The organism is Trichloromonas sp. (genome assembly GCF_034006665.1).
Lineage (GTDB): Bacteria > Desulfobacterota > Desulfuromonadia > Desulfuromonadales > Trichloromonadaceae > Trichloromonas.
Genome location: NZ_JAVESI010000024.1, coordinates 32,412 through 55,482 on the forward strand (window position 1 = coordinate 32,412; position 23,071 = coordinate 55,482).

Annotated in this window: 22 protein-coding genes and 1 pseudogene; 3 read left to right on the forward strand and 20 right to left on the reverse strand. The window is 57.2% G+C overall.

All coding sequences use genetic code 11. The features are described from left to right. Window positions 1-44: 44 nt before the first annotated feature. From RBR25_RS10440 to nadA, 3 genes are all read right to left on the reverse strand, one after another. Window positions 45-968, reverse strand: coding sequence for a peptidylprolyl isomerase (locus tag RBR25_RS10440; protein ID WP_432819492.1), 924 nt, complete (start codon window positions 966-968; stop codon window positions 45-47). A gap of 86 nt (window positions 969-1,054) precedes the next feature. Continuing rightward, window positions 1,055-4,531 (reverse strand): transcription-repair coupling factor, encoded by a 3,477-nt coding sequence (gene mfd, locus RBR25_RS10445; RefSeq protein WP_432819513.1) that lies wholly within the window; start codon window positions 4,529-4,531, stop codon window positions 1,055-1,057. 74 nt (window positions 4,532-4,605) lie between these two features. Further along, window positions 4,606-5,520: a quinolinate synthase NadA gene (gene nadA, locus RBR25_RS10450; RefSeq protein ID WP_432819493.1), complete on the reverse strand. Its 915-nt coding sequence runs from the start codon at window positions 5,518-5,520 to the stop codon at window positions 4,606-4,608. A 178-nt stretch (window positions 5,521-5,698) separates the two neighbouring features. Here nadA and RBR25_RS10455 point away from each other — a divergent pair, with 178 nt between their 5' ends. Both RBR25_RS10455 and tatC read left to right on the forward strand, forming a co-directional pair. Continuing rightward, on the forward strand, window positions 5,699-6,019 hold the full coding sequence (locus tag RBR25_RS10455) for a twin-arginine translocase TatA/TatE family subunit (protein WP_432819494.1): 321 nt from the start codon (window positions 5,699-5,701) through the stop codon (window positions 6,017-6,019). Continuing rightward, window positions 6,009-6,797, forward strand: a complete 789-nt coding sequence (gene tatC, locus RBR25_RS10460) for a twin-arginine translocase subunit TatC (protein ID WP_432819495.1) — start codon at window positions 6,009-6,011, stop codon at window positions 6,795-6,797. The genes RBR25_RS10455 and tatC overlap by 11 nt, the downstream gene beginning before the upstream one ends. Before the next feature lie 87 nt (window positions 6,798-6,884). Here tatC and RBR25_RS10465 read toward each other — a convergent pair whose 3' ends face one another. The 4 genes from RBR25_RS10465 to RBR25_RS10480 all read right to left on the reverse strand — a co-directional run bounded on the left by RBR25_RS10465 (window position 6,885) and on the right by RBR25_RS10480 (window position 11,220). Beyond that, complete coding sequence (locus RBR25_RS10465) at window positions 6,885-7,139, reverse strand: GlsB/YeaQ/YmgE family stress response membrane protein (RefSeq protein WP_432819496.1); 255 nt, start codon at window positions 7,137-7,139, stop codon at window positions 6,885-6,887. A 25-nt stretch (window positions 7,140-7,164) separates the two neighbouring features. After that, window positions 7,165-7,554: a DUF3597 domain-containing protein gene (locus RBR25_RS10470; RefSeq protein WP_432819497.1), complete on the reverse strand. Its 390-nt coding sequence runs from the start codon at window positions 7,552-7,554 to the stop codon at window positions 7,165-7,167. A 427-nt stretch (window positions 7,555-7,981) separates the two neighbouring features. Beyond that, the gene (locus RBR25_RS10475) at window positions 7,982-8,548 is read right to left on the reverse strand and encodes a class I SAM-dependent methyltransferase (protein WP_432819498.1); all 567 of its coding nucleotides are present in this window, start codon (window positions 8,546-8,548) and stop codon (window positions 7,982-7,984) included. Window positions 8,549-9,456: 908 nt separating this feature from the next. After that, window positions 9,457-11,220 (reverse strand): DUF3373 family protein, encoded by a 1,764-nt coding sequence (locus tag RBR25_RS10480; RefSeq protein ID WP_432819499.1) that lies wholly within the window; start codon window positions 11,218-11,220, stop codon window positions 9,457-9,459. Window positions 11,221-12,226: 1,006 nt separating this feature from the next. Here RBR25_RS10480 and RBR25_RS10485 point away from each other — a divergent pair. Continuing rightward, complete coding sequence (locus tag RBR25_RS10485) at window positions 12,227-12,424, forward strand: hypothetical protein (protein WP_432819500.1); 198 nt, start codon at window positions 12,227-12,229, stop codon at window positions 12,422-12,424. Here the strand turns inward: RBR25_RS10485 and RBR25_RS10490 are convergent. The 13 genes and pseudogenes from RBR25_RS10490 to RBR25_RS10550 form a co-directional block, all read right to left on the reverse strand. Beyond that, the gene (locus RBR25_RS10490; protein ID WP_432819501.1) at window positions 12,421-13,344 is read right to left on the reverse strand and encodes an HD-GYP domain-containing protein; all 924 of its coding nucleotides are present in this window, start codon (window positions 13,342-13,344) and stop codon (window positions 12,421-12,423) included. The genes RBR25_RS10485 and RBR25_RS10490 overlap by 4 nt on opposite strands. Before the next feature lie 248 nt (window positions 13,345-13,592). Next, the gene (locus RBR25_RS10495) at window positions 13,593-14,303 is read right to left on the reverse strand and encodes a GntR family transcriptional regulator (protein WP_432819502.1); all 711 of its coding nucleotides are present in this window, start codon (window positions 14,301-14,303) and stop codon (window positions 13,593-13,595) included. 255 nt (window positions 14,304-14,558) lie between these two features. Next, window positions 14,559-14,972 carry a F0F1 ATP synthase subunit epsilon gene (locus RBR25_RS10500; protein ID WP_432819503.1) on the reverse strand — a complete coding sequence of 138 codons (414 nt, stop codon included), beginning with the start codon at window positions 14,970-14,972 and terminating at the stop codon, window positions 14,559-14,561. 57 nt (window positions 14,973-15,029) lie between these two features. After that, window positions 15,030-16,436: a F0F1 ATP synthase subunit beta gene (gene atpD, locus RBR25_RS10505; RefSeq protein ID WP_432819504.1), complete on the reverse strand. Its 1,407-nt coding sequence runs from the start codon at window positions 16,434-16,436 to the stop codon at window positions 15,030-15,032. A 54-nt stretch (window positions 16,437-16,490) separates the two neighbouring features. Continuing rightward, a complete protein-coding gene (gene atpG, locus RBR25_RS10510) occupies window positions 16,491-17,360 on the reverse strand; it encodes an ATP synthase F1 subunit gamma (protein WP_432819505.1) in 870 nt (289 codons plus the stop codon). Window positions 17,361-17,386: 26 nt separating this feature from the next. Further along, complete coding sequence (gene atpA / locus RBR25_RS10515; protein ID WP_432819506.1) at window positions 17,387-18,895, reverse strand: F0F1 ATP synthase subunit alpha; 1,509 nt, start codon at window positions 18,893-18,895, stop codon at window positions 17,387-17,389. A gap of 8 nt (window positions 18,896-18,903) precedes the next feature. Then, a complete protein-coding gene (gene atpH, locus RBR25_RS10520) occupies window positions 18,904-19,446 on the reverse strand; it encodes an ATP synthase F1 subunit delta (protein ID WP_432819507.1) in 543 nt (180 codons plus the stop codon). Beyond that, on the reverse strand, window positions 19,443-20,024 hold the full coding sequence (locus tag RBR25_RS10525; protein WP_432819508.1) for an ATP synthase F0 subunit B: 582 nt from the start codon (window positions 20,022-20,024) through the stop codon (window positions 19,443-19,445). Before RBR25_RS10525 ends, atpH begins: the two co-directional genes overlap by 4 nt. Window positions 20,025-20,045: 21 nt before the next feature. Next, window positions 20,046-20,471, reverse strand: a complete 426-nt coding sequence (locus RBR25_RS10530) for an ATP synthase F0 subunit B (protein WP_432819509.1) — start codon at window positions 20,469-20,471, stop codon at window positions 20,046-20,048. 217 nt (window positions 20,472-20,688) lie between these two features. Next, the gene (locus tag RBR25_RS10535) at window positions 20,689-21,045 is read right to left on the reverse strand and encodes a bactofilin family protein (protein WP_432819510.1); all 357 of its coding nucleotides are present in this window, start codon (window positions 21,043-21,045) and stop codon (window positions 20,689-20,691) included. Window positions 21,046-21,085: 40 nt separating this feature from the next. Further along, window positions 21,086-21,937 carry a ParB/RepB/Spo0J family partition protein gene (locus RBR25_RS10540; RefSeq protein ID WP_432819511.1) on the reverse strand — a complete coding sequence of 284 codons (852 nt, stop codon included), beginning with the start codon at window positions 21,935-21,937 and terminating at the stop codon, window positions 21,086-21,088. Between the two features lies 1 nt (window position 21,938). Beyond that, entirely contained in the window at window positions 21,939-22,703 is a 765-nt protein-coding gene (locus tag RBR25_RS10545; protein ID WP_432819512.1) for a ParA family protein, read from the reverse strand. Between the two features lie 156 nt (window positions 22,704-22,859). Beyond that, a pseudogene (locus RBR25_RS10550) lies at window positions 22,860-23,071 on the reverse strand (hypothetical protein); the annotation flags it as partial.

Consider the following 23,071-nt stretch of genomic DNA (forward strand, 5'->3'; position numbering starts at 1 on the left):
GTGGAAAGTTTGACCGAAGGGGGCGCTCAGCGCCCCAAAAGAGATCAGTCGAGCAGCGACCAGTTGATGGAGATGGCCGCTTGCTCGCGCAGTCCCCGCAGCCACTCCTGATAGGCTTCCTCCTCGGCGCCTTGGCGCAGTCGCGAGCGAATCCGCTCCCGCGCTTCTTCCAGGGAAAGCCGCAGCGCCGGACGGCGCTCCAGAAACTGGAAAAGATGATAACCGTACTCGCTCCGAACCACGCCACCCAGGTCCCCCTCGGCCATATTCCAGAGAACCTCGTCGAACTCTGGGGGCATTTCCCCCTGGGTGAAAAATCCGAGATCCCCTCCCTCCTCGCTGTCGGGGGAAAGGGAATGGAGGCGCGCCAGTTCGGCGAAATCGGCGCCCGCTTGCAGTTCCGACAGCAGCCGTTGCCCTTCAGCCGCATCGGCGACCAAAATCTGCCGCGCCCGCACCTGCTCAGGCTGGGCAAATGCCTCGGCATGTTCCCGATAGTAGGCGGCGACCTGCTCGTCGCCGACCGCGATCCGGTCGTAGACCGCCAGGCGCACGACCTTCTCCATCAGCAGGCTCTCTTCCAGTTCCCGTCGCCAGTCTTTTTCATCGAGGCCACGAGCCTTGAGCCCGGCGCGGAATTCCTCTTCGGGGTAATCGCTGCGCGCCTCGGCCTCCGCCGCCGCCAGCTCCTCCGCCGTCAGAGCGATCTCCAGGCGCTCCGCTTCCGCCAAGGTCAGTTCACGGTCGACGATGCGCACGAGAAAGGCCCGCTCCAGCTCGATCCGCTCGTCGTCGGCAAGCTGCTGATCTTGCGGCAGACTACGGGCGAAATGTTTCTGGAATTCATCGAGACTGACCTCGCGGCCGTTGACCTTGAGCAGCACCTGCGGCGCCGCCTCTCCACGCTCGCGGCAGCCCAGAAGCACCAGCCCGAACAAAAGCAGCAGGAGGAATCGATAGCGGCCCATGACCATGCAGTCCTCACGCGGAACGCCCCGCCATGAAATCTTAAACCAGGGAAAAACAACGAATACAAAAGGGAAAGCTAGCACAGCTAGAGAAACTGCTGCAATTCTTTTTTAGCTACCGCCAGCGCCTCTTCCGGCGCCAGCTTGCCGATGCGCACCGACAGGCGATAGTCGGGGGAGAAGCGGTATTTGCCCGGATCATCCATGAGCTTGAGGATTTTCTCCGGCGGCACCGGCGTCCCGGCATGAAAGGCGAAAAGCAGTTGGCGGCCGTCGTATTCAGCCAACTCGACCTTGAGTCTCTTCATCAGCACCCGCAGCTTCATCACCTCGATGAGCAGAGTCGCCGGTTCAGGCAGTTCCCCGTAACGGTCACGCAGCTCGTCGGCAAGGTCGTACAGCTCCTCCACGGCTTCGGCGGCGGCCAGCTGTTTGTAGAAAACCAGACGCTGATTGGGATCGGGCAAATACTTTTCCGGAAGGAAGGCCGAGAGCCCCAGGCGGACTTCGGGGTCGATCTTCTCCTCCCGCTCCAGGCCTTTGAGCTCGTGGATCGTCTCCTCCAGCAGTTCGCTGTACATCTCGAAGCCGATGGCGGCGATCTGCCCGGCCTGGCGGGCGCCCAGCAGATCGCCGGCGCCGCGCAGCTCCAAATCATGGCTGGCGACGCGGAAGCCGGCGCCGAGTTCGGTGAGATCCTGCAAGACTCGTAGCCGCTCCCGAGCCTCGCGGGTCAGACTCCCCTCACCGGGGATGAGCAGGTAGGCGTAGGCGCGGTGGCGGCTGCGCCCGACCCGGCCACGCAGCTGGTAGAGTTGGGAGAGACCGAAGCAGTCGGCGCGATTGATGATGATGGTGTTGGCCCGAGGGATATCGATGCCGTTCTCGATGATGGTGCTGCAGACCAGCACCTGAGCCTTGCCTTCGATGAAGTCGACCATCACCTGCTCCAGCGCCTTTTCCCCCATCTGCCCATGACCGACGAGAATCTTCGCCTCGGGGACGAGGGTGCGCAGGAATTCGGCCATCGCCTCGATGTTCTTCACCTGGTTGTGAACGAAGAAAACCTGTCCGCCCCGGCGGATCTCACGCAGAATCGCCTCGCGGATGAGGTCGTCGTCGAAGCGGGTGACGTAGGTGCGCACCGCCAGCCGGTCCACCGGCGGGGTCTCAATCACCGAGAGATCGCGCATCCCCATCATGCTCATGTGCAGGGTGCGAGGGATGGGGGTGGCCGTGAGGGTGATGACGTCGACCTCGGCACGCAGCTTCTTCAACCGTTCCTTGTGGCTGACGCCGAAACGCTGCTCCTCGTCGATGATGACCAGGCCGAGATTTTTGAAACGCACGTCCCGCTGCAAGATCCGGTGGGTGCCGATGAGGATGTCGACCTGACCTGCCGCGGCACGCTCCAGCACCTGCTTCTGTTCGCTCGGGGTACGGAAGCGGGAAACCATGTCCACCTCCACCGGATAACCCTTGAAGCGCTCACGGAAGGTCTCCCAGTGCTGGCGGGCGAGGACCGTGGTCGGCACCAGCACCGCGACCTGGCGACCATCGAGAGCGGCGCGGAAGGCGGCACGAATCGCCACTTCGGTCTTGCCGTAGCCGACGTCGCCGCAAACCAGGCGGTCGACGGGACGACTTGACTCCATATCGGCCAACACCTCCTGGATCGCTCGCAACTGATCGGGGGTCTCCTCGTAGGGAAAGGCCGCCTCGAACTCGCGGAAAACCCGATCCGGCGGGCTGTAGGAAAAGCCCTGACTCAACTCCCGGCGGGCATAGATCTTGAGCAACTCGCGGGCCAGTTCCTCTACGGCGGCGCGGGCCTTGAGTTTGGCCTTCTCCCAGGCTCCCCCGCCCATCTTGTCAAGACGCGGCGTCTGCCCCTCGCCGCCGACATACTTCTGCACCTTCTCGATGCGCTCCACCGGTAAGTAGAGCTTGTCGCCGCCGGCATACTCGAGATGAAGAAAATCCCCCTCGGTCGGCCCCATGCGGAGATGCTGTAAACCGTGGTAACGGCCGATGCCGTGATCGGCGTGAACGACGTAATCCCCCTCCTTGAGCTCGGCCAGGGAAGAGAGCAAGGCGCGCACATCCTTACGCGGCCGTCGCCGCACACGCTGACCGAAGATTTCCTCCTCAGTGACCACCGCCAGCTTTTCGTCGGGCAGACGAAAGCCGTCGGCCAGCTCCCCCAAAGTGACGACGAGATCCCCGGGGCGCAGGTTCTTGCAGGAGAATACCGGGTCAAAGCCGGGATGCATCCCCTCGGGTGCAAGCAGGTCGATGAGCCGCTCGGCCTGCCCCTGCTGCCGGCAGACCAACAGCGTGCGCCAGCCTTCCTCGCGCCACTGCCGCAACTGCCCGGCCAGCGCCGCGAAACCGCCGGCCTCGCGCAGGCGACCGTGGATGTCGCCGTTACCGAAGACGTTGATTCGAAAACGCTGCCGCTCCTCGTCCAGGCGCAGCACGTCGAGAGCGGAAAAATCCTGGCGGTGGCGCAAAGCCAGTTCCCGTTCTAGGTCGGCCGGGGACAGATAGAGCTCCGCCGCCTCGACATAGGGCTCCTCGCGGCGAGCCAGACGCTCCACCCCTTCGGCGACCTCGGCGGCGAACTCGTCGCCGGCCTGCTCCACCGCCGGCGGATCGAGAATCACCCAACGCCCTTGAGGGGCATAGTCGAAGAGGCTGTCGAGCCGGTCATAAACCAGGGGGAGGAGAAACTGACGCCCGGGAGCGAGAAGTCCCTCCCGCGCTTCTTCCAGCACCGCCTCCCGCAGGGTGCGGGGCAGGCCGAGGAGATCGCAGCGCTCCTTGAGCCGCCGGGAGAAGTTGCTCAGAAATTCGCCGGTCAGGACCATCTCCCGCGCTGGTAGCAACCTTAGTTCCTTGAGCTCAGCGGCGACAGAACGCTGACTGACGGGATCGAAGGGGCGCAGCCGCTCCAGGCTGTCGCCGAAGAATTCAAGGCGCACCGGTTGCGGCAGGGTCGAAGGAAAGATGTCGAGGATGTCGCCACGCACTGAAAAGGTGCCGCGATCCTCCACTAGAGGGACGGCGTTGTAGCCAAGGCGCAGCAGCAGTTCGGTAAGTTCGGCCCGGGCATAATCCGCGCCGGCGCGCAGGCTCGCGCTCAGCGTTCCCAGCACCGCCCGGGGAATAACCCGCTGGGAAAGCGCCCGCGCTGTCGTCACCACCGCCCGCGCCCGCCCTTCGTGCAAAGCCGCCAGAGCCGAAAGGCGACTCGCCTCGACCTCGGGATGGGGGTTCAACGGCTCGTAAGGACGAATCTCCCAATGGGGAAAGAGCAGCACCTCTTCGGGGCGTCCGTGATAAAAGGCGAGGGCGGCGGCGCAGCGTTCCGCCTCGCGGCCATCAGCGGCAACCACCAGCAGCGGTTCGGAAAAGGTTCCCAGTTCCGCCGCCAGCAGATAGGCATTGCTGGAACCGAGCAGCCCCAGCACTTCGAGGCAGCGAGTGCCGGTACTCAGGCCGTCGAGAACTGAGCGGACGGTGGCATGCACAACTTCCGGGGCTTGTGGAGACTGCTCCATGACTTCAGCCTGTCCTAAAAAAACGGGGCGTGCCAAACACGCCCCGCCTGATGATTTCTTCAGCAAAAAACGGGTCAGTCCCTGGGCACAGCCAGCATCCGCTCCAGAGCGACCCGCGCCTTTTCCCGCACCTCATCCGGTACGGTGACCCGCGGAGTAAGGGTCTGCAGGCTTTTCAGAACGTCCTCCAAAGTCGTCAGCTTCATGTTGGGACAGATCAGCCGTCGCGAGGGGAGGATGAATTCCTTGTCGGGACTCTCCAGGCGCAAGCGGTAGAGAACGCCCGCCTCGGTGCCGACGATGAATGTTTTTGCCGGATTGTTCTTGGCAAAACCGTACATGCCGGAAGTAGAGCAGATATGATGAGCCAGGGCGAGAACCTCCGGGGTACACTCGGGATGGGCCATGAAGAGAGCACCGGGATGCTCGGCCAGGGCCTGTTTGACCTCTTCCACCGTCAGGCGGTCATGGGTCGGACAGTAGCCCTTCCAGAAATGGCACTTCTTATCGGTATTGGCGGCGATGTAACGACCCAGGTTGCGGTCGGGCACAAGAATCACCTCGTCGGCGTCGAGGGAGTTGACCACTTTGACGGCGTTGGCGCTGGTGCAGCAAATGTCGCTTTCAGCCTTGACCGCCGCCGAGGAGTTGACGTAGGCCACCACCGGACGCCCGGGGAGCCGGGCCTTCATCTCCCGCAGGCCCTCAACGGTAACCATGTCGGCCATGGGACAGCCGGCGTCGGGACGGGGGAGGAGGACGATCTTCTCCGTCGCCAGAATCGCCGCGCTTTCGGCCATGAAATGAACGCCGCAAAAGATGATCACCCGGCGCTCGGTGCGCGCCGCTTCCAGCGACAGAGCCAGGGAATCACCGGTAATATCGGCCACAGCCTGAATCTCGTCACGCTGATAGCAGTGCGCCAACAGCAGGGCATCGCGTTCCGCAGCCAGCCGGCGAATTTCCTTGAACATTTCTTCCTGGGTCATAGGGCCACCTTCCGTCGGTGTGCAGCATAGGCTTGCTGAATCGCCGTATAATAGTTTAAAAGCCCTGATATGTCAAACCCTTATCGAATCCCTTTGACCTTGACAGGTTGGGGGAGAAGGGATAATCTCGGCACGCTGCAACGCATCCCGCATCCCCTCTATCCTTGAGGTTTTCTTTATGTTTGGCATCGGCATGCCCGAGCTTCTGCTGATTCTGGCCCTGGCGCTGATCGTCATCGGCCCGAAAAAACTTCCCGATCTGGCCCGCGCCCTCGGTCGGGGCCTCGCCGAGTTCCGCAAGGCCACCGACGAACTTAAAAGCACCCTGAACGAGGAGAGCCGCACCGAGGACAAACCCGAGTCGCTGCGTTCCGCCGCGCCACCGGTGACAGCCGCTACCCCGCCTGTCATCGACACCCGCGCCGGTATCGAGGAACAAACCCCCGCCCCGGGGGAGGCGCCCCGCCAGGCACCCAAGGACACCTTTCATGGTGGATGACCAGCTGCCCCTCACCGCCCATCTCGAAGAACTGCGCAAGCGTCTGATCATCGCCGTTTGCGCCTGGATCATCGCTTTCCTCGGTTGCTACGCGTTCGCCGAAAAACTCTTCCAGTATATCGCCGAACCGGTGCAGGCGGCCCTCCCCGAAGGCAGCTCACTGGTCTTTATCAACGCCACCGAACCCTTTTTCACCTATCTCAAGATCGCCGCCATCGCCGGCGTGCTGGTGGCCCTGCCGGTCATCCTCTGGCAGCTCTGGGCCTTTATCGCCCCTGGACTCTATGGCCACGAAAAGCGCTTCGCAATCCCCTTCGTGCTGGTCAGCTGCCTCTGTTTCGGAATCGGCACCTATTTCGGCTTCTTCTATGTTTTCCCCACCATCTTTACCTTTCTCATCGGCTACGGCACCAGCGTCGCCGGGATCAGCGCCATGCTCTCCATGGGCAGTTACCTGACCCTCTCGACCCGACTGCTCTTTGCCTTCGGCCTGGTATTCGAGCTGCCGGTGGTCATCTTTTTCCTCGCCCGCATGGGGGTGGTCGACCATCTCTGGCTGCGCAAAAACCGCAAATACGCCATTCTCGTCGCCTTCATCGTCGGCGCCGTCCTCACCCCGCCCGACGTCTTTTCCCAAACCGCCATTGCCGTGCCTTTCATTATCCTCTACGAAGTCGGCATCCTTGCCGCCCGCTTCTTCGGCAAGAAGAAGACCGATCAGGACGAGGAGGAGGATGAAGAAGGCGAAGGAGCGAAGCCGCCAGCGAGCAGCGGCTGAAACCAGCTCCACATCAGCGAAAAAACGCCCGTTACCGCAATGGTAACGGGCGTTTTCGTTCTCAGACGGAGAGAACTGAATCAGCCGTCATTTTTTCCGGAAGAAACCAACCTTGCCGAGGATGAAGATCAGCAGCACAGCGCCCGCGATGGCGATGCCAAAGCGGAGAATACCGCCGGCGGGGGCAATGCCGAGCAATCCCGCGAGCCAGAAGCCCAACGACGACCCCACCAGCCCGACCAGCACATTGGCGATCATGCCCATCTGCGCGTTGGTTTTCATGACGATGCTCGCCAGCCAGCCGACCAGACCGCCGATAATCAAAGATACGATTAAACTCATCTTTATCCTCCTTGGTTAAGTTTCTTCAGTCCAAAAGATCCTGGGGGATATTGCCGCCGTTGGCGGCAATCCGCGCAAGCACCGTTTTGTGCAGCCACATGTTCATTTTCGCCGAGTCCTGCATCAGGTCGGCCGGACAGCCCAATTCCACCGCCAGTTCCTTGCGCGCCGCGAAGCTGCTGTCGATTTCGAGAAGCTTCAGCAGGTCGACAATGGAGGTTCGCCAGTTGAGCTTCTGCGGATTCGCGGCCGCGCGCTGCTCCAACTGGGCGACGACATCGACCACAGCGATCGACTTGGGGGCTTGAGTAACAACCGGTTTCGCAGCGGCGGACGATACGGCGGGAGCCGGGGTCGCCTCGGTAGAATCGCTGCCGATACCGAGCTTGGCGAGAATTTTGCTGAAGAAACCCATGGTTCTCTCCTTTGCTGGTGAGGGTGAGGGTGAGGGTGAGGGTGAGGGTGAGGGTGAGGGTGAGGGTAGTGCCTGCCGGGTTGCCAATCAGGTGAGATTCCGGGATGTCAAGAAGCTGAAACACCTTTCAGTGGCGCTTTAAATGACAAAAGCCACTTACAGAAAAAATCCCGATGCGGCTCGGCAACCAATCATCCCCCGGCGACAGCAACCACTACAGGCAAAATCAACACCATAAGCCTATCGCAACCAAGGCCAACCGACAAGGACGATCCTAGAATAAGACCAGATCCCTGCCGGAGATGACGGACTGGGTAAAAGATGGGGGATTAAGGCTGGAGGTCTGTGAGTTTATTTTAAAGCAAGTTGTGACCCCACTAGCTTTTTTCGAAACGCGCATCTGTGTGAGTACTGCTTTTTGATGAATCTATCTCTCAAATAGTTGCATATAGAAGAACTCGCCGACCTCAACATATCGAGTAGGATTCAAATCTATGATTTCTTTGAGTTCTTCAGGCGAAAACCGCATATCAAGGGGAGGACCGAAAGGAGTGTCTGACTTTTCGATTTCGACAATGGCCAGTGTACCATTGGTTTTGAGAAGTCGTTTCACTTCATTCACAAATCCAGTCAGTTGCGTTCTTGAAAATCCATGAATGACTGTCGAGATATAGACCAAATCAAGACAAGATGCCCCCAATTCGGTTTGCTTTGTTATGTCTCCGACAAATGCTTCGATGTTTGTGTTCAGGGTTTCTGCTTTCAGGACATCTATTGAAACGGCATCCGGATCTAAAGCATACACCTTGCCCAGTTCTCCAGTTAGCTTATAGAATTCCTTCGACATGTACCCGTTCCCACACCCGGCATCAAGAATGACTTGGCCAAGTATTATAGGCAAATTGGCAAGAATTTTCGTCTTGTCCAATAATATCTCAGATGACTTACCACGATGGTGATGATTGTGATCGGTTTCGCTTCTGCATTCTGACATTTTGGTGCTCCTTTTCATCTAACAATATCTAGACGGATCCGTATAAGATGCGTATTTTCGGAACCATGCCGTATAATCCTCCATTTTCACTTCTCAATAAAATTGCCAATCTACTGAAATCACATTGTCTCCCGCCTTGTCCCGGTATATGACGGCATCTTATGCGGATCCGGATAAAATACCTTGTGAGCATCGTGATCCTGTCTTTAGCCCCCTTGCCATCCCGAACCAGAATCTCTTTACGGGAACTGTCGATCACTTGAACCCGTAGGCACAGGCATTCCAGAAAGCGCAATCCGCCCCGCACATCTGCGTCGTCGGGGTCACATCTTGCGAGCAAGCAACAAACAGAAGATTCCCTTGTCACCGCCATCTTCCTACCTATAAAAACCCTGAGTCCTTTTCTTCTTTTTTAATTTATTCCTCCCCTCAAATCTCCGTCAAGTCGGGAATCTGTTTACTTTGCTGATCTTTTTCCCGCCCCTTACCACCGCCAGATCCTAGGGCTCAGGCCAGCGATGTTGCCAGACACAGCGCTACGGCGGTAATCAAGATCTATGTCGGTTTTTTCATCGTGTCTTCCTATCGTTTAATGTGAAAAAACCCCTGCCAATACGGCAGGGGTTTTTCAGCTGAAGCGCCCTTGAGGGCGTTGACCCGGGTCAGCAGCCGGTCAACGCATTCATTCCGGCTTTGGGAGCCTTGCTTTTCTCACTTTCTGGGTCACGCTGTTGCCTTCGCTGTTTTTTGTCAACCTGAACCGTTACTAGGTCGCCTCAACAGCGGGTTCTTTGCCGGCAAGGAATGCTGTCCCAGGCACCGGAACAATCCGTTTTTTTCATGTTTTCTCTTCGTTGTTGGGGTGGTGGGGATTATTGCGCCCTCTCTGGCCAGAACGAATTTTTGATCTAGAACCAGGCTTCCATGGTCAGATAAACCTGGTCCATTTTGTCGATCGGTGCGAAAAACTGTGCGTTGAGCGGATCGTCGAGTTCGTCGATATCCACTGGGGCACCCAGCCAGTTGCCGCTGCCGGTGTACTCGTACTCGTAGTGCTGGTAGCCCAGGCGCATAAAGGCCTTGGCCTTGTCGCTCAGCAGATCGCCCACGGGCAGATCCCAGATCAGGTAACCTTCACCGACGTGACCACGAGTGGCCAACTTGGCCTGGGTCATATCGTCATGCGCCGGGGTCATTGAAATCCAGTTTTTGGTGCCGTAGTTGTACTCAAGACCGAATTTCAGACCCAAGTCGTCCAGATCATAGCGAACGCCGCTGTAAATGCAATAGCCGTCCTTGGTTTCCGGATCTTCCCACCAAGAGCCGAGCAAAGTCGACCCCATCTCGTCAACACCGTCCGGATCGGTACGGCTCCAGCCGCCGGCAAGGAAGTAGTTGAGATCACTGTATTTGTCCATATAGACAAAGGAGGTGTGATAAATGTCGCCCAGGTTGGCGGTGTCTAGGGTACCGTTGCCGGTGTTCAGAGCCATTTCCAGCGGATTGCTGAAGGTGACGCCATCAGGCACGTTGACGATGTTGGCCGCTAGGAACGACTGGATGTTCATGAAGCGGGAGCCCTTGTTGATGATGTCCCAGCTCAGACCGCCGAAATCCATATCGTCAAGTTCATTGGCCTGTTCCGTGGGGCCGGCTTCGAAGCCGCGACCGTAACAGATGCGGATTTTGCTGTAGCCCATGAAATCGATCGGGTTCTGAAACATGGCACCCAAAGTGGCACCGTCAAAGGCGTAATCCATGAAATTGACCGGGGTGGCCATCCGTTCGCCAGTATTCATACGCAGCTGTGCAGGCGGACCATCGGTGGTCGGACGGCGGCCAACGGAGAACCAGATGGGCAGATCGGCGACATTAGTCCAGTTGATGTAAGCACGGTCGACGCGCAGTACGCTGTCGGCCGGTTGACGGGTGGTGGCACCGTCCATTTCATAAAACTGGTTCATCATGTAAGGACCAACATCCGTCGGATTGGACTGCATGCCCCAGGCCTTGTACATGGCCAGGCGGCCCTTGAACTCCAGATTGTCAGAGATGTCGGCGGTAACACCCAGCCGAAAACGGTTGGTGTAAAGGATATCGTTGTCGAAGGTGTCCTTCGGCGTCATGCTGTAGCCGTTGACGACGCCAAGGGAATTGACTCCAGCCAGGGCGCTCGGGAAAGCGGCACCGAACTCGGCGGTGCCAGGCATCAGACCATTCTGCATCAGGCCCATCTGTGCCAAGGAGGCCGGCAGGTTTTCGATCATGCCCTTGCGTTCGGCCGCACTGTAGCCATTCATCATGCCGAGAATGGACTGGACGTCGTAACCAGTGACGGTCTGCATGTCGCGCACGGCGCCGGCGATGGCATCGGCGCCCCAGTAGGCCTTGGTGTCGGCATCGCTGTAATCCATGCGGAAGCGGTAGTCGCCGGAAAACCTGATACGGCTCTGCTCGTCCCATTTGGGAGCACTGCTTTCAAGTTGCTCCACCGAGTCGGTGTTGTCATCGGTGGTTTCACGGACCTCTTCAAGTTGTTCCCGCAGGGCGTTCAGCTGCTGGGTCAGCTCGCTGATCTGCTTAGCCAGATCGTCTGTACTGGGCGCCGCGAACGGCGTGGCCGGTGCCAGCAGCAGAGCTGCGAGGACCAGAGCCAGTGTTTTTTTCACCATGGGTTTGCCTCCTTGTGGTGAGATGATGGGCGGGAATAGGGATTTCCCGGACGTACCTCCGCCCGACAGGCGTTTCTGGCGACCGGAGGATTAAAACATTGACGCGTGGCGGAGCGCCAATCACATAAACGCAACGTGTAACTCCTCAGCATGGCAGTAAAAACAATTTTTAATACAGGAGACTTTTGCAAAAACGTATTCACTTTTCTGAATAAACCTGGATTGATGACACAAAAAGAGCTTCAAGGGCAACTATCTGATATCATTAGATTACAGTGCCAAAAAATAATCAGATAGCTACTTATGAAGCTCGCGAAAAAAAATTCCATGACTGATGAAAGCCGTACCAAAAATGCTGTGGATCATCTGCCGATCCGGCAAGCGGCAAGATGTTCCTTCGAAAGCGACCGTTTCCCAGGATTTTTCCGAACCTGCCAATACCCGCTTAGGGACCGTGGTTCACAAAGCCTTGGTTAGGGAGCATCTCGACACGGGGCCATGCAAAATCCAAGCCTCTCCGAGACCATCCCCACCGCCTGGCTCATAACGCTTTCAAAAGCGATTTCAAAGGCGGATCGATGCGGAGAAAGCAATCCACATTCAACCGGGGATCCGCAACCCTGACAGAGTCAAAATCCCACCCAGAAGCTTTCGCTCGGCCAGTGCCGAACAAATCTAAATGTTTGGTTTTAAAGCACAATAACGAGCGCTTTCCCGTCAGTTTTCCTATCCGACTTGACCGGAATACGCCAAAAACAAAGAAAACGGTCCATCAGGGAGGAGTCCGTCGGAATTTGGGAAAAATGGCTCAGCAGGATTCTTTAGGTTGGTTGCTTTTACAAGAGTGAGGTGAAGTCGGCTTTTTGGCGGAATCTTTTCGTCAGATCACTGATCAACGTCAACTACTTTTCTCCTTTCCAACCTTTCCACCTCCGCTGCAAAACTTTCTCCGAGGGAGGCACTGATACGTAACGGCTGGCCGGTTATGGGGTGAGGAAGGGCGATTTTGCTAACGACGAGGAGCAGACACCCGGAGTCGGAGACAGTCGGCAAGGAGGAGAAAAACCTGTTCGCCGATGCAGCGGGGGAGGAATACGGCGTCGGCCTCATGAACATCACGGAAATCAACATCATCTCGGCGGACAAGCGGACGCGCTGCTGGCGTGGACTCCGCGCAAAACAGGGTAGGGGGGCTTTCTCTTAGGCGGCGAAGAGCTGGATGAAGAGTTCGAAGAGCTTGCGGTCGAGCTCCGAGGTGAACTGCTGGTACATGATCTTGAAGGCCTCGAAGGTCGACTTGCGCTGGTGGTAGGGGCGGTTGGCGGTCAACGCTTCGTAAACGTCCGCCAACCGGCAGATGCGGGCGTAAGGATGGATGTCGTCGCCTTTCAGGGCATTGGGATAGCCCGTGCCGTCATCCCGCTCATGATGCTGAAGGGCGATAATCTGCGCCTCTTCGGTCAACAGCCCGCTTTCGGCAAGCATGATATGACCGTCGTCCGGATGCCTGTTGACGATCTGACGCTCGCTGTCGGTCAGGGCTCCCGGCTTATTAAGAATCTCGATGGGAATTCGACATTTACCGAGATCGTGAAGAAAAAACCCAGGACCCAGGGTCTCCATCTTCTTCATGGACTCGCTGCCGAAGAAGATTTTTGCCAGGGCAACACCGTAAATACCCACATTGGTACAATGGGTATAGGTTGAATGGTCGTAGGCGGTAAGCCGGATCAGGTGCCGGGTGGCGCTGTCGTCATGCATGATCAGGCTGACCGTAGGCAGAATCGCCTCTTGGGCTTGGCGAACGAAGGGGGCCCGAGGCTCGTCGAAGGCCCAGCGGAGAATTTCCTGACAGGAGGCATGGACCGCCTGCGCCTTCTTTTCTGAGGAGGTATGGGGATCGCGGACGACGGCGATCAGCGAGTTTTTGATGAACTCGAAATAGATCGGGCTATCGGACTCCTGAATATAGAGATAGTTGAGGCCATAAGCGAGTAGTCGCTCGCGAGTGACGTGATCTACCGGCACTCGACGCTGAGAAAAGAGCACGAATCGATTCTGCCCTGTCTTGCGGTAGAGATCACAAGGGGTGACCATCTCCGGATCAATACAGCGCAGATCCACAGGATACCATCCCGGTTCATTAGCCGGCGGCAAAGAGGAGTTATCCGGGGGCTGGATCAATGATGTGACAGGTTCCTGCAAGAGCCCTCGCAAGGGTTAAAAAACGTGAGCGGGTCATCTTTTTACCCCGTCATATTACCCTAGGCGACTGAAGAAAATCCAGTTTCCCGCATCGTGACCCGCCGCTACTTAAAAAAAACGGCGCCCCTACGGAGCGCCGCCTTCAATTCTTTTTTCAGCTTGGCCTCTCAGACATCGCCGACCTGCTGTAAAATCGACCCTTCCACCGGCCGCCCTTCCTTCTGGGCCATGCTCTGGATCAGTTGCTGACCACCGAAGGCCGCTGTCTTCGTCACCAGACTCTCCGCCAGTTCTCCATCCCGGGCCTTAAACGCCTCTAGAAGCTTGCGATGCTCCTGCACAGAAACCTCCATCCGCCCCGGCAGGGAAAGAGAGGCCATGCGTAAGCGGTTGAACTTGAGGAGCAGCTGACTGATCAACTCCAGCAGTTTTTCGTTTCCGGCGGCGCGAATAAAAGACTCATGAAAATCACTGTGGACCCGAAAAAAACTTTTAACGTCTCCCTCGCGGGCAAGCTTTTCCAAACGGTCGTTGATCACCTCAAGGCGTTCGATTTCCTTGTCGCTGAGACGCTCCGCCGCCATCCGCGCCGCATATCCTTCAAGTACGCTTTTAATGGCATAGAATTCTTCTACATCCCGTTCGGAGAGGGAAGCCACCACGGCACCCTTACGCGGAATGACAGTAAGATAGCCTTCCGATTCGAGCTGACGAAAGGCCTCGCGGATCGGCGTGCGACTGATTCCGAAACGCTCGGCCAATTCCGGCTCAGCAACCTTTTCCCCAGGCTTCAAGGAGCCTTTCAGTATGGCTTCACGGATCGTTTCAAGAATTTTCTCCCGTAAAGTCAGGTGGCTGTCGACAAGTTTTTTTCTCACCGAAATACTCCCATCCCCCTGATGAGTCATTCTTCATCCCAGAAAATTGTATACAGTATACATTCTATGTCAAGTTTTTTCCGGAAAACCGTTTTGCTTCCCCTATATTTCCAAACCCTTATCAGCGAATCGGATATGGCAATGAGTGTTTTTGATAACCGCGACTGTCAGTAAAGAAGAGGATTTTGGAGGTGTAAATAAAAAAAGGCGATCCTTGAGATCGCCTTTTTTTCTACTTTGAAACCAGTGAGCCGTTCAGCGTCCGAGCTTACCGGCAACCTGGATGCGGATCAGTGCCCGCTCCAGAGCGGCCTGCATAACCAGAAACTCCTTGTCTTCGGAGGAGAGCTTGCGCAGCGCTTCCTCGGCACGCCCCAAGGCAGCCCGAGCCCGCTCCAGATCGATCTCGTCGGCCGGCTCCGCGGTTTCCACCAGGACGGTCACTTTGTCGTCCTCAACTTCCACATAACCCCAGTTCACGGCTAAATGAAATATTTCTCCGCCCCGACGATATGTGAGCTCGCCGATCTTGAGGGTCGTCAGAAGGGGAGTATGCCCGGGAAGAATGCCGAATTCGCCCAGCGTGCCGGGGGCCGTGACCTCATCGACTTCCTCGGAGAGGGCCTTTTTATAGGGAGTGACCAATTCGAGTCTGAGCTTCTCTGCCATTACGAACATCCTTTACCGGAGTGGCGAGGCATAACGTCCCGCCGCAACCAACATCTATCAGGCCGCGAGCTTTTTGGCCTTTTCCAGAGCTTCCTCGATGGTTCCGACCATATAAAACGCCTGCTCGGGAATGTCGTCGTACTTGCCGGCGACGATCTCCTGGAAACCCTTGATGGTATCCTTCAGCTCCACGTACTTGCCGGGAGAACCGGTGAAGACCTCGGCGACGTGGAAGGGCTGGGAGAGGAAACGCTGGATCTTGCGGGCGCGCGAGACGACCAGCTTGTCTTCCTCGGAAAGCTCGTCCATGCCGAGGATGGCAATGATGTCCTGGAGATCCTTATAGCGCTGGAGTACGTACTGAACGTCACGCGCGACCTTGTAGTGTTCCTCACCGACGACCTGGGGATCGAGAATCCGGCTGGTGGAGTCGAGGGGGTCGACGGCGGGGTAGATGCCGAGCTCGGCGATCTGCCGGGACAGAACGGTGGTCGCATCCAAGTGGGCGAAGGCCGTGGCCGGCGCCGGGTCGGTGAGGTCGTCGGCGGGAACGTAGATCGCCTGTACCGAGGTGATGGAACCCTTGGTGGTGGTGGTGATCCGTTCCTGCAGCTCGCCCATCTCGGTGGAGAGGGTCGGCTGGTAACCGACGGCCGAGGGAATCCGACCAAGTAACGCCGAAACCTCGGAACCCGCCTGAGTGAAACGGAAAATGTTGTCAATGAAAAGAAGCACGTCTTGGCCTTCTTCATCGCGGAAGTACTCGGCCACAGTCAGGGCGGAAAGGGCAACGCGGGCGCGAGCCCCGGGGGGCTCGTTCATCTGGCCGTAAATCAAGGAGGCCTTATCGAGAACACCCGAGTCTTTCATCTCGTGCCAGAGGTCATTTCCCTCACGGGTACGCTCGCCGACTCCGGCGAAGACGGAGAAACCGCCGTGTTGCTTGGCGATGTTATGGATGAGTTCCATAATGAGCACGGTCTTGCCGACGCCGGCGCCGCCGAAGAGGCCGATTTTACCGCCGCGGGCGTAGGGAGCTAAGAGATCGACAACTTTGATCCCAGTCTCGAAAGCCTGGACGGTTACCGACTGCTCAACGAATTCAGGGGTCGGACGATGGATTTCCCACTCCAGTTCGGCGCCGACCGGACCCGCTTCGTCCACCGGCTCGCCGATGACGTTGAGAATGCGGCCGAGGGTCTTGCGGCCGACCGGCATGACGATCTGCTTACCGGTATCAAGAACGTCCTGGCCACGCACCAGACCGTCGGTGGAATCCATGGCAATGGCACGCACAGTGTTCTCGCCAAGATGTTGGGCAACTTCGACGACCAGGTTCCATTCACCTTCGCCAAGAGCAGGGTTGGTCACCTTGAGAGCATGGTAGATTTCCGGAAGCTTGCCGGCTTCGAATTCCACGTCGATGACGGGACCGATGACCTGAGTAATTTTACCTTTATTCATGATGAACCGTTCCTCCTTTATCACACCGGCGCCCGGTGCGAAAGATCGTTCGAATTAGTTCTTGATCGACTCCGCCCCGGAAATAATCTCCATGAGCTCCTTGGTGATAGCCGCCTGCCGGGCGCGATTGTACTGCAGGGTCAACTTGCCGATCATTTCCTTGGCATTCTTGCTGGCGCTGTCCATGGCGCTCATGCGCGCGCCATGTTCCGAAGCCACGGACTCAAGAAGAGCCCGAAAGATCTGCACTTCGACATTCTTCGGCAGTAATTGCGCCAGCACCGCACCCCGATTCGGTTCATAGAGATACTGGGTCATATAGGTCCCTTCGGGGACTTCCCGAGGGATGATCGGCAACAGCTGAGCGGTGGTGACCACCTGGGAAATGGCACTACGGAAGTCATTATAGATCAGATAAACCGCGTCATACTGCTCGTTGACATAGCTTTCGACGACCTCCTGCCCGAGCAGGGAAGCGGTTCCAAAAGAGATGATGCCGGTAATATTCTCATAAACCTTGCTGATATTGAGACCAGCCCGATGTTTAAGATATTCCTTCCCTTTGCGACCGATAACCATCAGGTCATAAGCCTCGAAACCATCTTCATTCTTACGGACAAAGCGCTCGGCGGTTTTACAGATGTTCGCGTTAAATCCACCGCACAGACCCCGGTCCGCCGTCAAGACAACCACCAGTGCCCGTCGTTTGCCCCGGGAGAAGAGCAGAGGATGAGCTTCCGCTTCCTCTCTGGCCGCCAGGCTGGACAACACCTCAAGCATCTTGTCGGAGTAGGGCCGCGAAGCAACCACCGTTTCCTGAGCACGCCGCAGTTTCGCGGCGGAGACCATTTTCATAGCCTTGGTGATCTGCTGGGTGTTTTTGACCGAGCCGATCCGTTTTTTTATGTCTTTCAGACTTGGCATCTGTCTAACCTTTGGCTGGCGATGATTTACGCTACGAACTGACCCTTGAATTCGTCAAGTGCCGCCTTGATGCGCCCTTCAAGATCGGTATCAATGGCCTTCTTCTCGGTAAGGTCGGCGATCAGCTGGCCATGGTTGGCTTCAAGGAAGGTCAGCAATTCCTGCTCGTAACGCCCAATGACGGTCGTCGGATACTCATCGACATAACCGTTGTTGGCGGCGTAGATCGCCAGAACCTGTTTTGCCACAGGCAAGGGCTGGTACTGACCCTGCTTGAGGATTTCGACGAGGCGGGCACCACGGTTGAGCTGGCGCTGGGTCGCGGCGTCAAGGTCGGAGCCGAACTGAGCGAAAGCGGCCATCTCGCGATACTGGGCAAGGGCCAGTCGCAGGGTACCGGCGACCTGTTTCATCGCCTTGACCTGAGCACTGCCGCCGACGCGGGAGACCGAGAGGCCGACGTTGATTGCCGGGCGGACGCCCGAATAGAAGAGGTCCGTTTCCAGAAAGATCTGACCGTCGGTGATAGAGATAACGTTGGTCGGAATATAGGCGGAAACGTCACCGGCCTGGGTTTCGATGATCGGCAACGCGGTCAGGGAACCCGCGCCGAGTTCGTCGTTGAGTTTCGCGGCGCGCTCGAGCAGGCGGCTGTGCAAGTAAAAAACGTCACCCGGGTAGGCTTCACGTCCCGGCGGACGACGGAGCAGCAAAGACAACTGGCGATAAGCGACAGCCTGCTTGGAAAGATCGTCGTAGATGATCAGAGCGTGACGACCGCTATCACGGAAGAATTCGCCCATGGTCACGCCGGTATAGGGAGCAATGAACTGCAGGGGCGCCGGGTCGGAGGCGGTAGCAGCAACAATGATGGTGTAATCCATAGCGCCGTGCTTCTTGAGCTTGTCGACAACCTGGGCAACAGTCGAACGCTTCTGGCCGATGGCGACATAGATACAGATGACGCCGTTGCCTTTCTGGTTGATGATGGTGTCGACGGCGACGGCGGTCTTGCCCGTCTGGCGGTCGCCGATGATCAGTTCGCGCTGACCACGGCCAATGGGAACCATAGCGTCGATGGCCTTGAGGCCGGTCTGCATCGGCTCATGAACCGACTTACGGGCGACGATGCCGGGGGCCTTAATTTCCACCTGGCGGGAATCCTTGGAGTTGATCTCCCCCTTGCCATCGATGGCGATGCCGATACCGTTAACCACGCGGCCTACCAAGGCCTCGCCGACGGGAACCTGAACGATACGCTCGGTCCGCTTGACGGTGTCGCCTTCCTTGATGTGGTGGGCCTCGCCGAGGATGGCCGCACCGACGTTATCCTCTTCCAGGTTGAGAACCATGCCCATGATACCGCCCGGGAACTCCAGGAGCTCACCGGCCATGGCCTTGTCGAGACCGTGGATGCGGGCAATACCGTCACCGACGGAGATAATGGTTCCGGTTTCGCTGACCTCGACTTCGCGACCGAAGTTTTCGATCTGCTTCTTGATTATCGCGCTGATTTCTTCTGCTTTGATTTCCATTATCCTTCTCACCCCTTCTTTAAGGTATCTTCAATCCGCTTAAGCTGGGTCTTAATACTGCCGTCGAATATCTTGCCACCGACCTGGGCCTGAAGGCCGCCGATCAGCGCCGAACGAACGCTCACCGTCAACTCCACACGTTTTCCGGTCTTTTCCTCCAGCCCACCGGCGATCGCCTTACGCTGATTCTGGTTGAGCTTAGAGGCCGATGTGATGTGGGCACGCAGTATTCCGGAAATTTCATCGGCAAAGTCGCGGTAGTGCGACTCGATCTGCGGCAACAGGCGCAGCCGCCCCTTGGCCAGAAGCAACCCGAGAAACTTACGCATCCCCTCCGAGAGCTGGAGCTTGGCACCCAGATCGGTCAGGATGGCGGTCTTCTTTTCCACGGGGAAGGAGGGACTCTCGAAGATCAGGCGAAGCATTTTCTCCTTGGCCAGGAGATATTTGACATCGGCCAGTTCCTTACCGTAGCCTTCCACCATCTGCTGCTCGGACCCCAGGGTCACCAGGGCCTTGGCATACCTCTTGGTAATCGCGCTGACGCTCAATGTAGTTCTCCCACCTTCTTCATGTATTCATCAACAAGACGGTTCTGATCGTGGCTGTTGAAGTTCTTTTTCAGCAGTTCTTCGGCCAGCTTCAGGGCCATATCACTAGCTTCCCGCTGCAATTGAACGCGAGCCTTGGCGATCTCGAGACCGGCAGACTTCTTCGCTTCTTCTTCGATTTTCAGCGCCATCTCCCGGGCATTGGCGAGAATACGCTCGCGCTCCATCTCGCCTTCTCGCTTGATGGCAGCATAAATGTCGTCGATTTCCGCCGAGGCCTTGGTTAACTTGTCGTCGTACTCAGCAAATTTCGCCTCAGCTTTTTCCTGGGCGGCCTTGGCTTCGGCCAGCGCTTTTTCAATTCCCTCGCGCCGTCCGGCCAACCCCTTGCGAATCGGCTTAGTAATAAAATACGCAAGCAGGCCGAAGGTAACAGCAAAATTGAACAGACGGTAGAGAAAATCCTTGAGCAGGACGCCGCCGTCGGCGGTGTGCCCGTCGCCACCGGTAGCCAGGGCGGAGGCGGCCGTCGCCACCACCAGGATTCCGGCGAGGATGCCGGTCAACTTGGTCTTCATGCGAACCCCCTTGACGTTCATTTACACCGCCCTCCCGAGAATCTTGGAGGCAATCTGCGAAGCCAGGGCATTCGCTTCCTTTTTCAGGATCTTGCCGGCGGCCTCAGCTTCACCAGTGACCTGGGTTTTGATCTCCTGCAACTGCGCGGCGGCCTTACCCTGCGCCTGGGTCAAAATCGTCGCCTCATCGGCGGCGGCGACTTTGCGCATCTCGGCCCGCTCTTCGTTCCCTTTGATCTTAGCGGCCTGCAATTGCTGCTGATAACGCTCCATCTTCTCATTGATCGAGGCTTCCAGCTCCTTGGCCCGGGCATAGGAACCGTCGATGGTTTCCCGGCGGCGGAGGATCATCCCACGCAGCGGGCGGTAGAGGATGAAATTCAGCGCCGCCATCAGGAAGAAGAAATTGGCGAACTGAAGCCAGATTGTCCAGTCGACTTTGATCACTGCACACCCCTTGTTTTGAGCCTTGAGATAAAGAAGCCGGTTCGGAACTCAAGCTTTCGAACCGGTTGATTAAAAATTCCACGTGTCCGGGAAGTAAAACAGGGCATTGCTATCACAGGAGATCCTTGACTGTCAAGTCTCTTTAATTCGCTAATACCCCTTTTTCAGATTTTTTCCGGCACCCCTTCTCCGGCATGAAGCCGGGAGATCAACCAACTTACACGGATTCTGCCGGGATCATTGCGAGGGTTCCATTAAGAACCACCCCTTCTTCCACGGTCAGGGCCGGTGTCTGTAGCGTTCCCTCCACCTGCGCGGGCGCACGCAGTTCCACCTTATTCAACGCCTTGACGTTACCGTGCAGTGTCCCGCTGACGATCAGGGTTCCTACCGAAACCTCCGCCTGGATATCCGCTCCCGGTCCGATAATAAGAATATCCTTAGACTCGATTTCGCCGCGGAAAACGCCGTCGATGCGGACGATCTCATCGAATATCAGTTTCCCTTCGAATCGACTCCCTGGGCCGAGAAATGCCTTGATATCCCTTTTATCCACGGGATTATCCTTGCGCATCTGCTTATTGTCCTTCCTTTTCGACAGTAGCATGAATTTTTCAGGAAACCCCAAAGAGCTCCAACAAGCGGTTCAATTCCTCCGGGGAGTAGAATGCGATTTCGATCTTTCCCCCCTTGCCCCGGCTGTTAATTTTCACCTGGGTGCCCAAGACTTTTTTCAGTTCACTCTCCAGATGCTGCATCTGTGTACTGCCCTGAGGCTTTTTTCGTGTTTTGATCGGGGCGCCGAAATTTTTGATCTTTTTCACCAGAGCCTCGGTTTCGCGGACCGAGAGAGCCTTCTGCATGACCTGATCGCGGGCTTCGAGCAGATCCTCGTCGCCTTCCAGGGACAGGAGGGCGCGGGCATGGCCCATGCTTAACCGTGCCTGCATCACATCCTCGCGCACCCGTTCGGGCAGACGCAGCAGACGCAGGGAATTGGCAACAGTGGAGCGGTCCTTGCCCACCCGCCGCGCCATTTCCTCCTGGGAAAAATCGAAGTTTTCCATCAGGTTCCGATAGGCTTCCGCCTCTTCGATGGGATTCAGATCCTCCCGTTGGATGTTTTCAATGAGTGCCATTTCCAGCGCCCAATCCTCCGAAACATCCTGGATTACCACGGGAATCTCCGTCAGGCCGGCCTTTTGCGAGGCCCGCCAGCGACGCTCGCCGGCAATGATCTGATAATGGTCATCCACTTGGCGAACGACGAGGGGCTGGATCACCCCCTTTTCCCGGATAGAGGCGACCAGTTCGGCCATCTTTTCGTCGTTAAAGGTCTTCCGGGGCTGCTGACTGTGAGGTCGCAAGTCTTCGATCGGACAGAGAAAATATTTTCGGCCCCCCTCCTGGGTGGCGGAATTCAGAAGGGCGCCGATGCCTTTGCCGAGGGCGGGTCGTTTTGCCATGTCAATGTCCTGCTTCGATGATTTCCTTGGCCAGCTCCAGATAGGCCTGCGCCCCCCGCGAGGTGATGTCGTAGAGCAGTACCGGCAGTCCGTGACTTGGTGCTTCGGAGAGGCGGACATTGCGGGGGATAACCGAGGTAAAAACCTGATCGCCAAAATGGGAACGGATCTCTTCGCTGACTTGGTGGGAAAGGTTGTTGCGACCGTCGAACATGGTCAGAAGAATACCGAGGACCCTGAGTTCGGGATTGAGCTGCTTCTGAATCAAGCGAATGGTCTTCATCAGCTGACTCAGCCCCTCCATGGCGTAGAACTCACACTGCAGAGGGATCAGAACCGAATCGGCGGCGGTCAGGGCGTTGACCGTCAGCAAACCGAGGGAGGGTGGGCAGTCAATAATAATATAGTCATATTCCTCGCGAATCTGGCCGAGCACATCGCGCAGCTTACCTTCGCGAGCAAAGGCCGAAACCAGCTCGATCTCGGCTCCGATCAGATCGGTATTGGAGGGGAGAATGTCAAGGTGATTGAGGTTGGAGCGAACCCGCACTTCCTGGGCCGAGGCATCTCCGAGCAGCGCGTGATAGATGGTCAACTCCTGACCGCACTTGTCGATACCCACCCCACTGCAAGCGTTAGCCTGGGGATCCATATCGACCAACAGGGTCCGTTTTTCCGCGGCGGCAAGTGATGCGGCCAGATTGACGGAAGTGGTCGTCTTACCGACCCCGCCCTTCTGGTTGGCTACCGCGATGATTCGAACCATAGATCTTCTCCTTAGATTTAACCAGAACGCAGAGGGTAGCATAACCCCCTTATTCCGAAAAGAAAAAACTCTTTTCGGGGGGTCATCTCAATAACCTCCGGAAGATCTGGGGGAATAAGATCATCGCCAGCACTATATATTGTAGAATCTCTGTAACTATTCACCCGCCAGCGACAGGCCATCGGATTTTGGTCGCACGTGACCATCCGGCGACATGAAATCCGGCTGCTTGCCTTCGAACAGTAGACGCAAGGCTTCGGCGGCCGTGATGCCGTTTTTGCGGCAGGTCGACAGGTAACCACGAACTCGGCAGAAGATCTTGGCCCCCTCCCAAGAGCGGAAGCATCCGGAGATTTTCTGCTGAACCT

Coding starts and splice junctions, on each gene's coding strand:
- atpD (WP_432819504.1), bottom strand. CDS start 16,436: ATGAATAAAGGTAAAATTACTCAGGTCATCGGTCCCGTCATCGACGTG.
- RBR25_RS10525 (WP_432819508.1), bottom strand. CDS start 20,024: ATGAAGACCAAGTTGACCGGCATCCTCGCCGGAATCCTGGTGGTGGCG.
- atpA (WP_432819506.1), bottom strand. CDS start 18,895: ATGGAAATCAAAGCAGAAGAAATCAGCGCGATAATCAAGAAGCAGATC.
- tatC (WP_432819495.1), top strand. CDS start 6,009: ATGGTGGATGACCAGCTGCCCCTCACCGCCCATCTCGAAGAACTGCGC.
- atpG (WP_432819505.1), bottom strand. CDS start 17,360: ATGCCAAGTCTGAAAGACATAAAAAAACGGATCGGCTCGGTCAAAAAC.
- nadA (WP_432819493.1), bottom strand. CDS start 5,520: ATGACCCAGGAAGAAATGTTCAAGGAAATTCGCCGGCTGGCTGCGGAA.
- RBR25_RS10535 (WP_432819510.1), bottom strand. CDS start 21,045: ATGCGCAAGGATAATCCCGTGGATAAAAGGGATATCAAGGCATTTCTC.
- RBR25_RS10470 (WP_432819497.1), bottom strand. CDS start 7,554: ATGGGTTTCTTCAGCAAAATTCTCGCCAAGCTCGGTATCGGCAGCGAT.
- RBR25_RS10500 (WP_432819503.1), bottom strand. CDS start 14,972: ATGGCAGAGAAGCTCAGACTCGAATTGGTCACTCCCTATAAAAAGGCC.
- mfd (WP_432819513.1), bottom strand. CDS start 4,531: ATGGAGCAGTCTCCACAAGCCCCGGAAGTTGTGCATGCCACCGTCCGC.
- RBR25_RS10545 (WP_432819512.1), bottom strand. CDS start 22,703: ATGGTTCGAATCATCGCGGTAGCCAACCAGAAGGGCGGGGTCGGTAAG.
- RBR25_RS10440 (WP_432819492.1), bottom strand. CDS start 968: ATGGGCCGCTATCGATTCCTCCTGCTGCTTTTGTTCGGGCTGGTGCTT.
- RBR25_RS10480 (WP_432819499.1), bottom strand. CDS start 11,220: ATGGTGAAAAAAACACTGGCTCTGGTCCTCGCAGCTCTGCTGCTGGCA.
- RBR25_RS10475 (WP_432819498.1), bottom strand. CDS start 8,548: ATGTCAGAATGCAGAAGCGAAACCGATCACAATCATCACCATCGTGGT.
- RBR25_RS10455 (WP_432819494.1), top strand. CDS start 5,699: ATGTTTGGCATCGGCATGCCCGAGCTTCTGCTGATTCTGGCCCTGGCG.
- RBR25_RS10540 (WP_432819511.1), bottom strand. CDS start 21,937: ATGGCAAAACGACCCGCCCTCGGCAAAGGCATCGGCGCCCTTCTGAAT.
- RBR25_RS10465 (WP_432819496.1), bottom strand. CDS start 7,139: ATGAGTTTAATCGTATCTTTGATTATCGGCGGTCTGGTCGGCTGGCTG.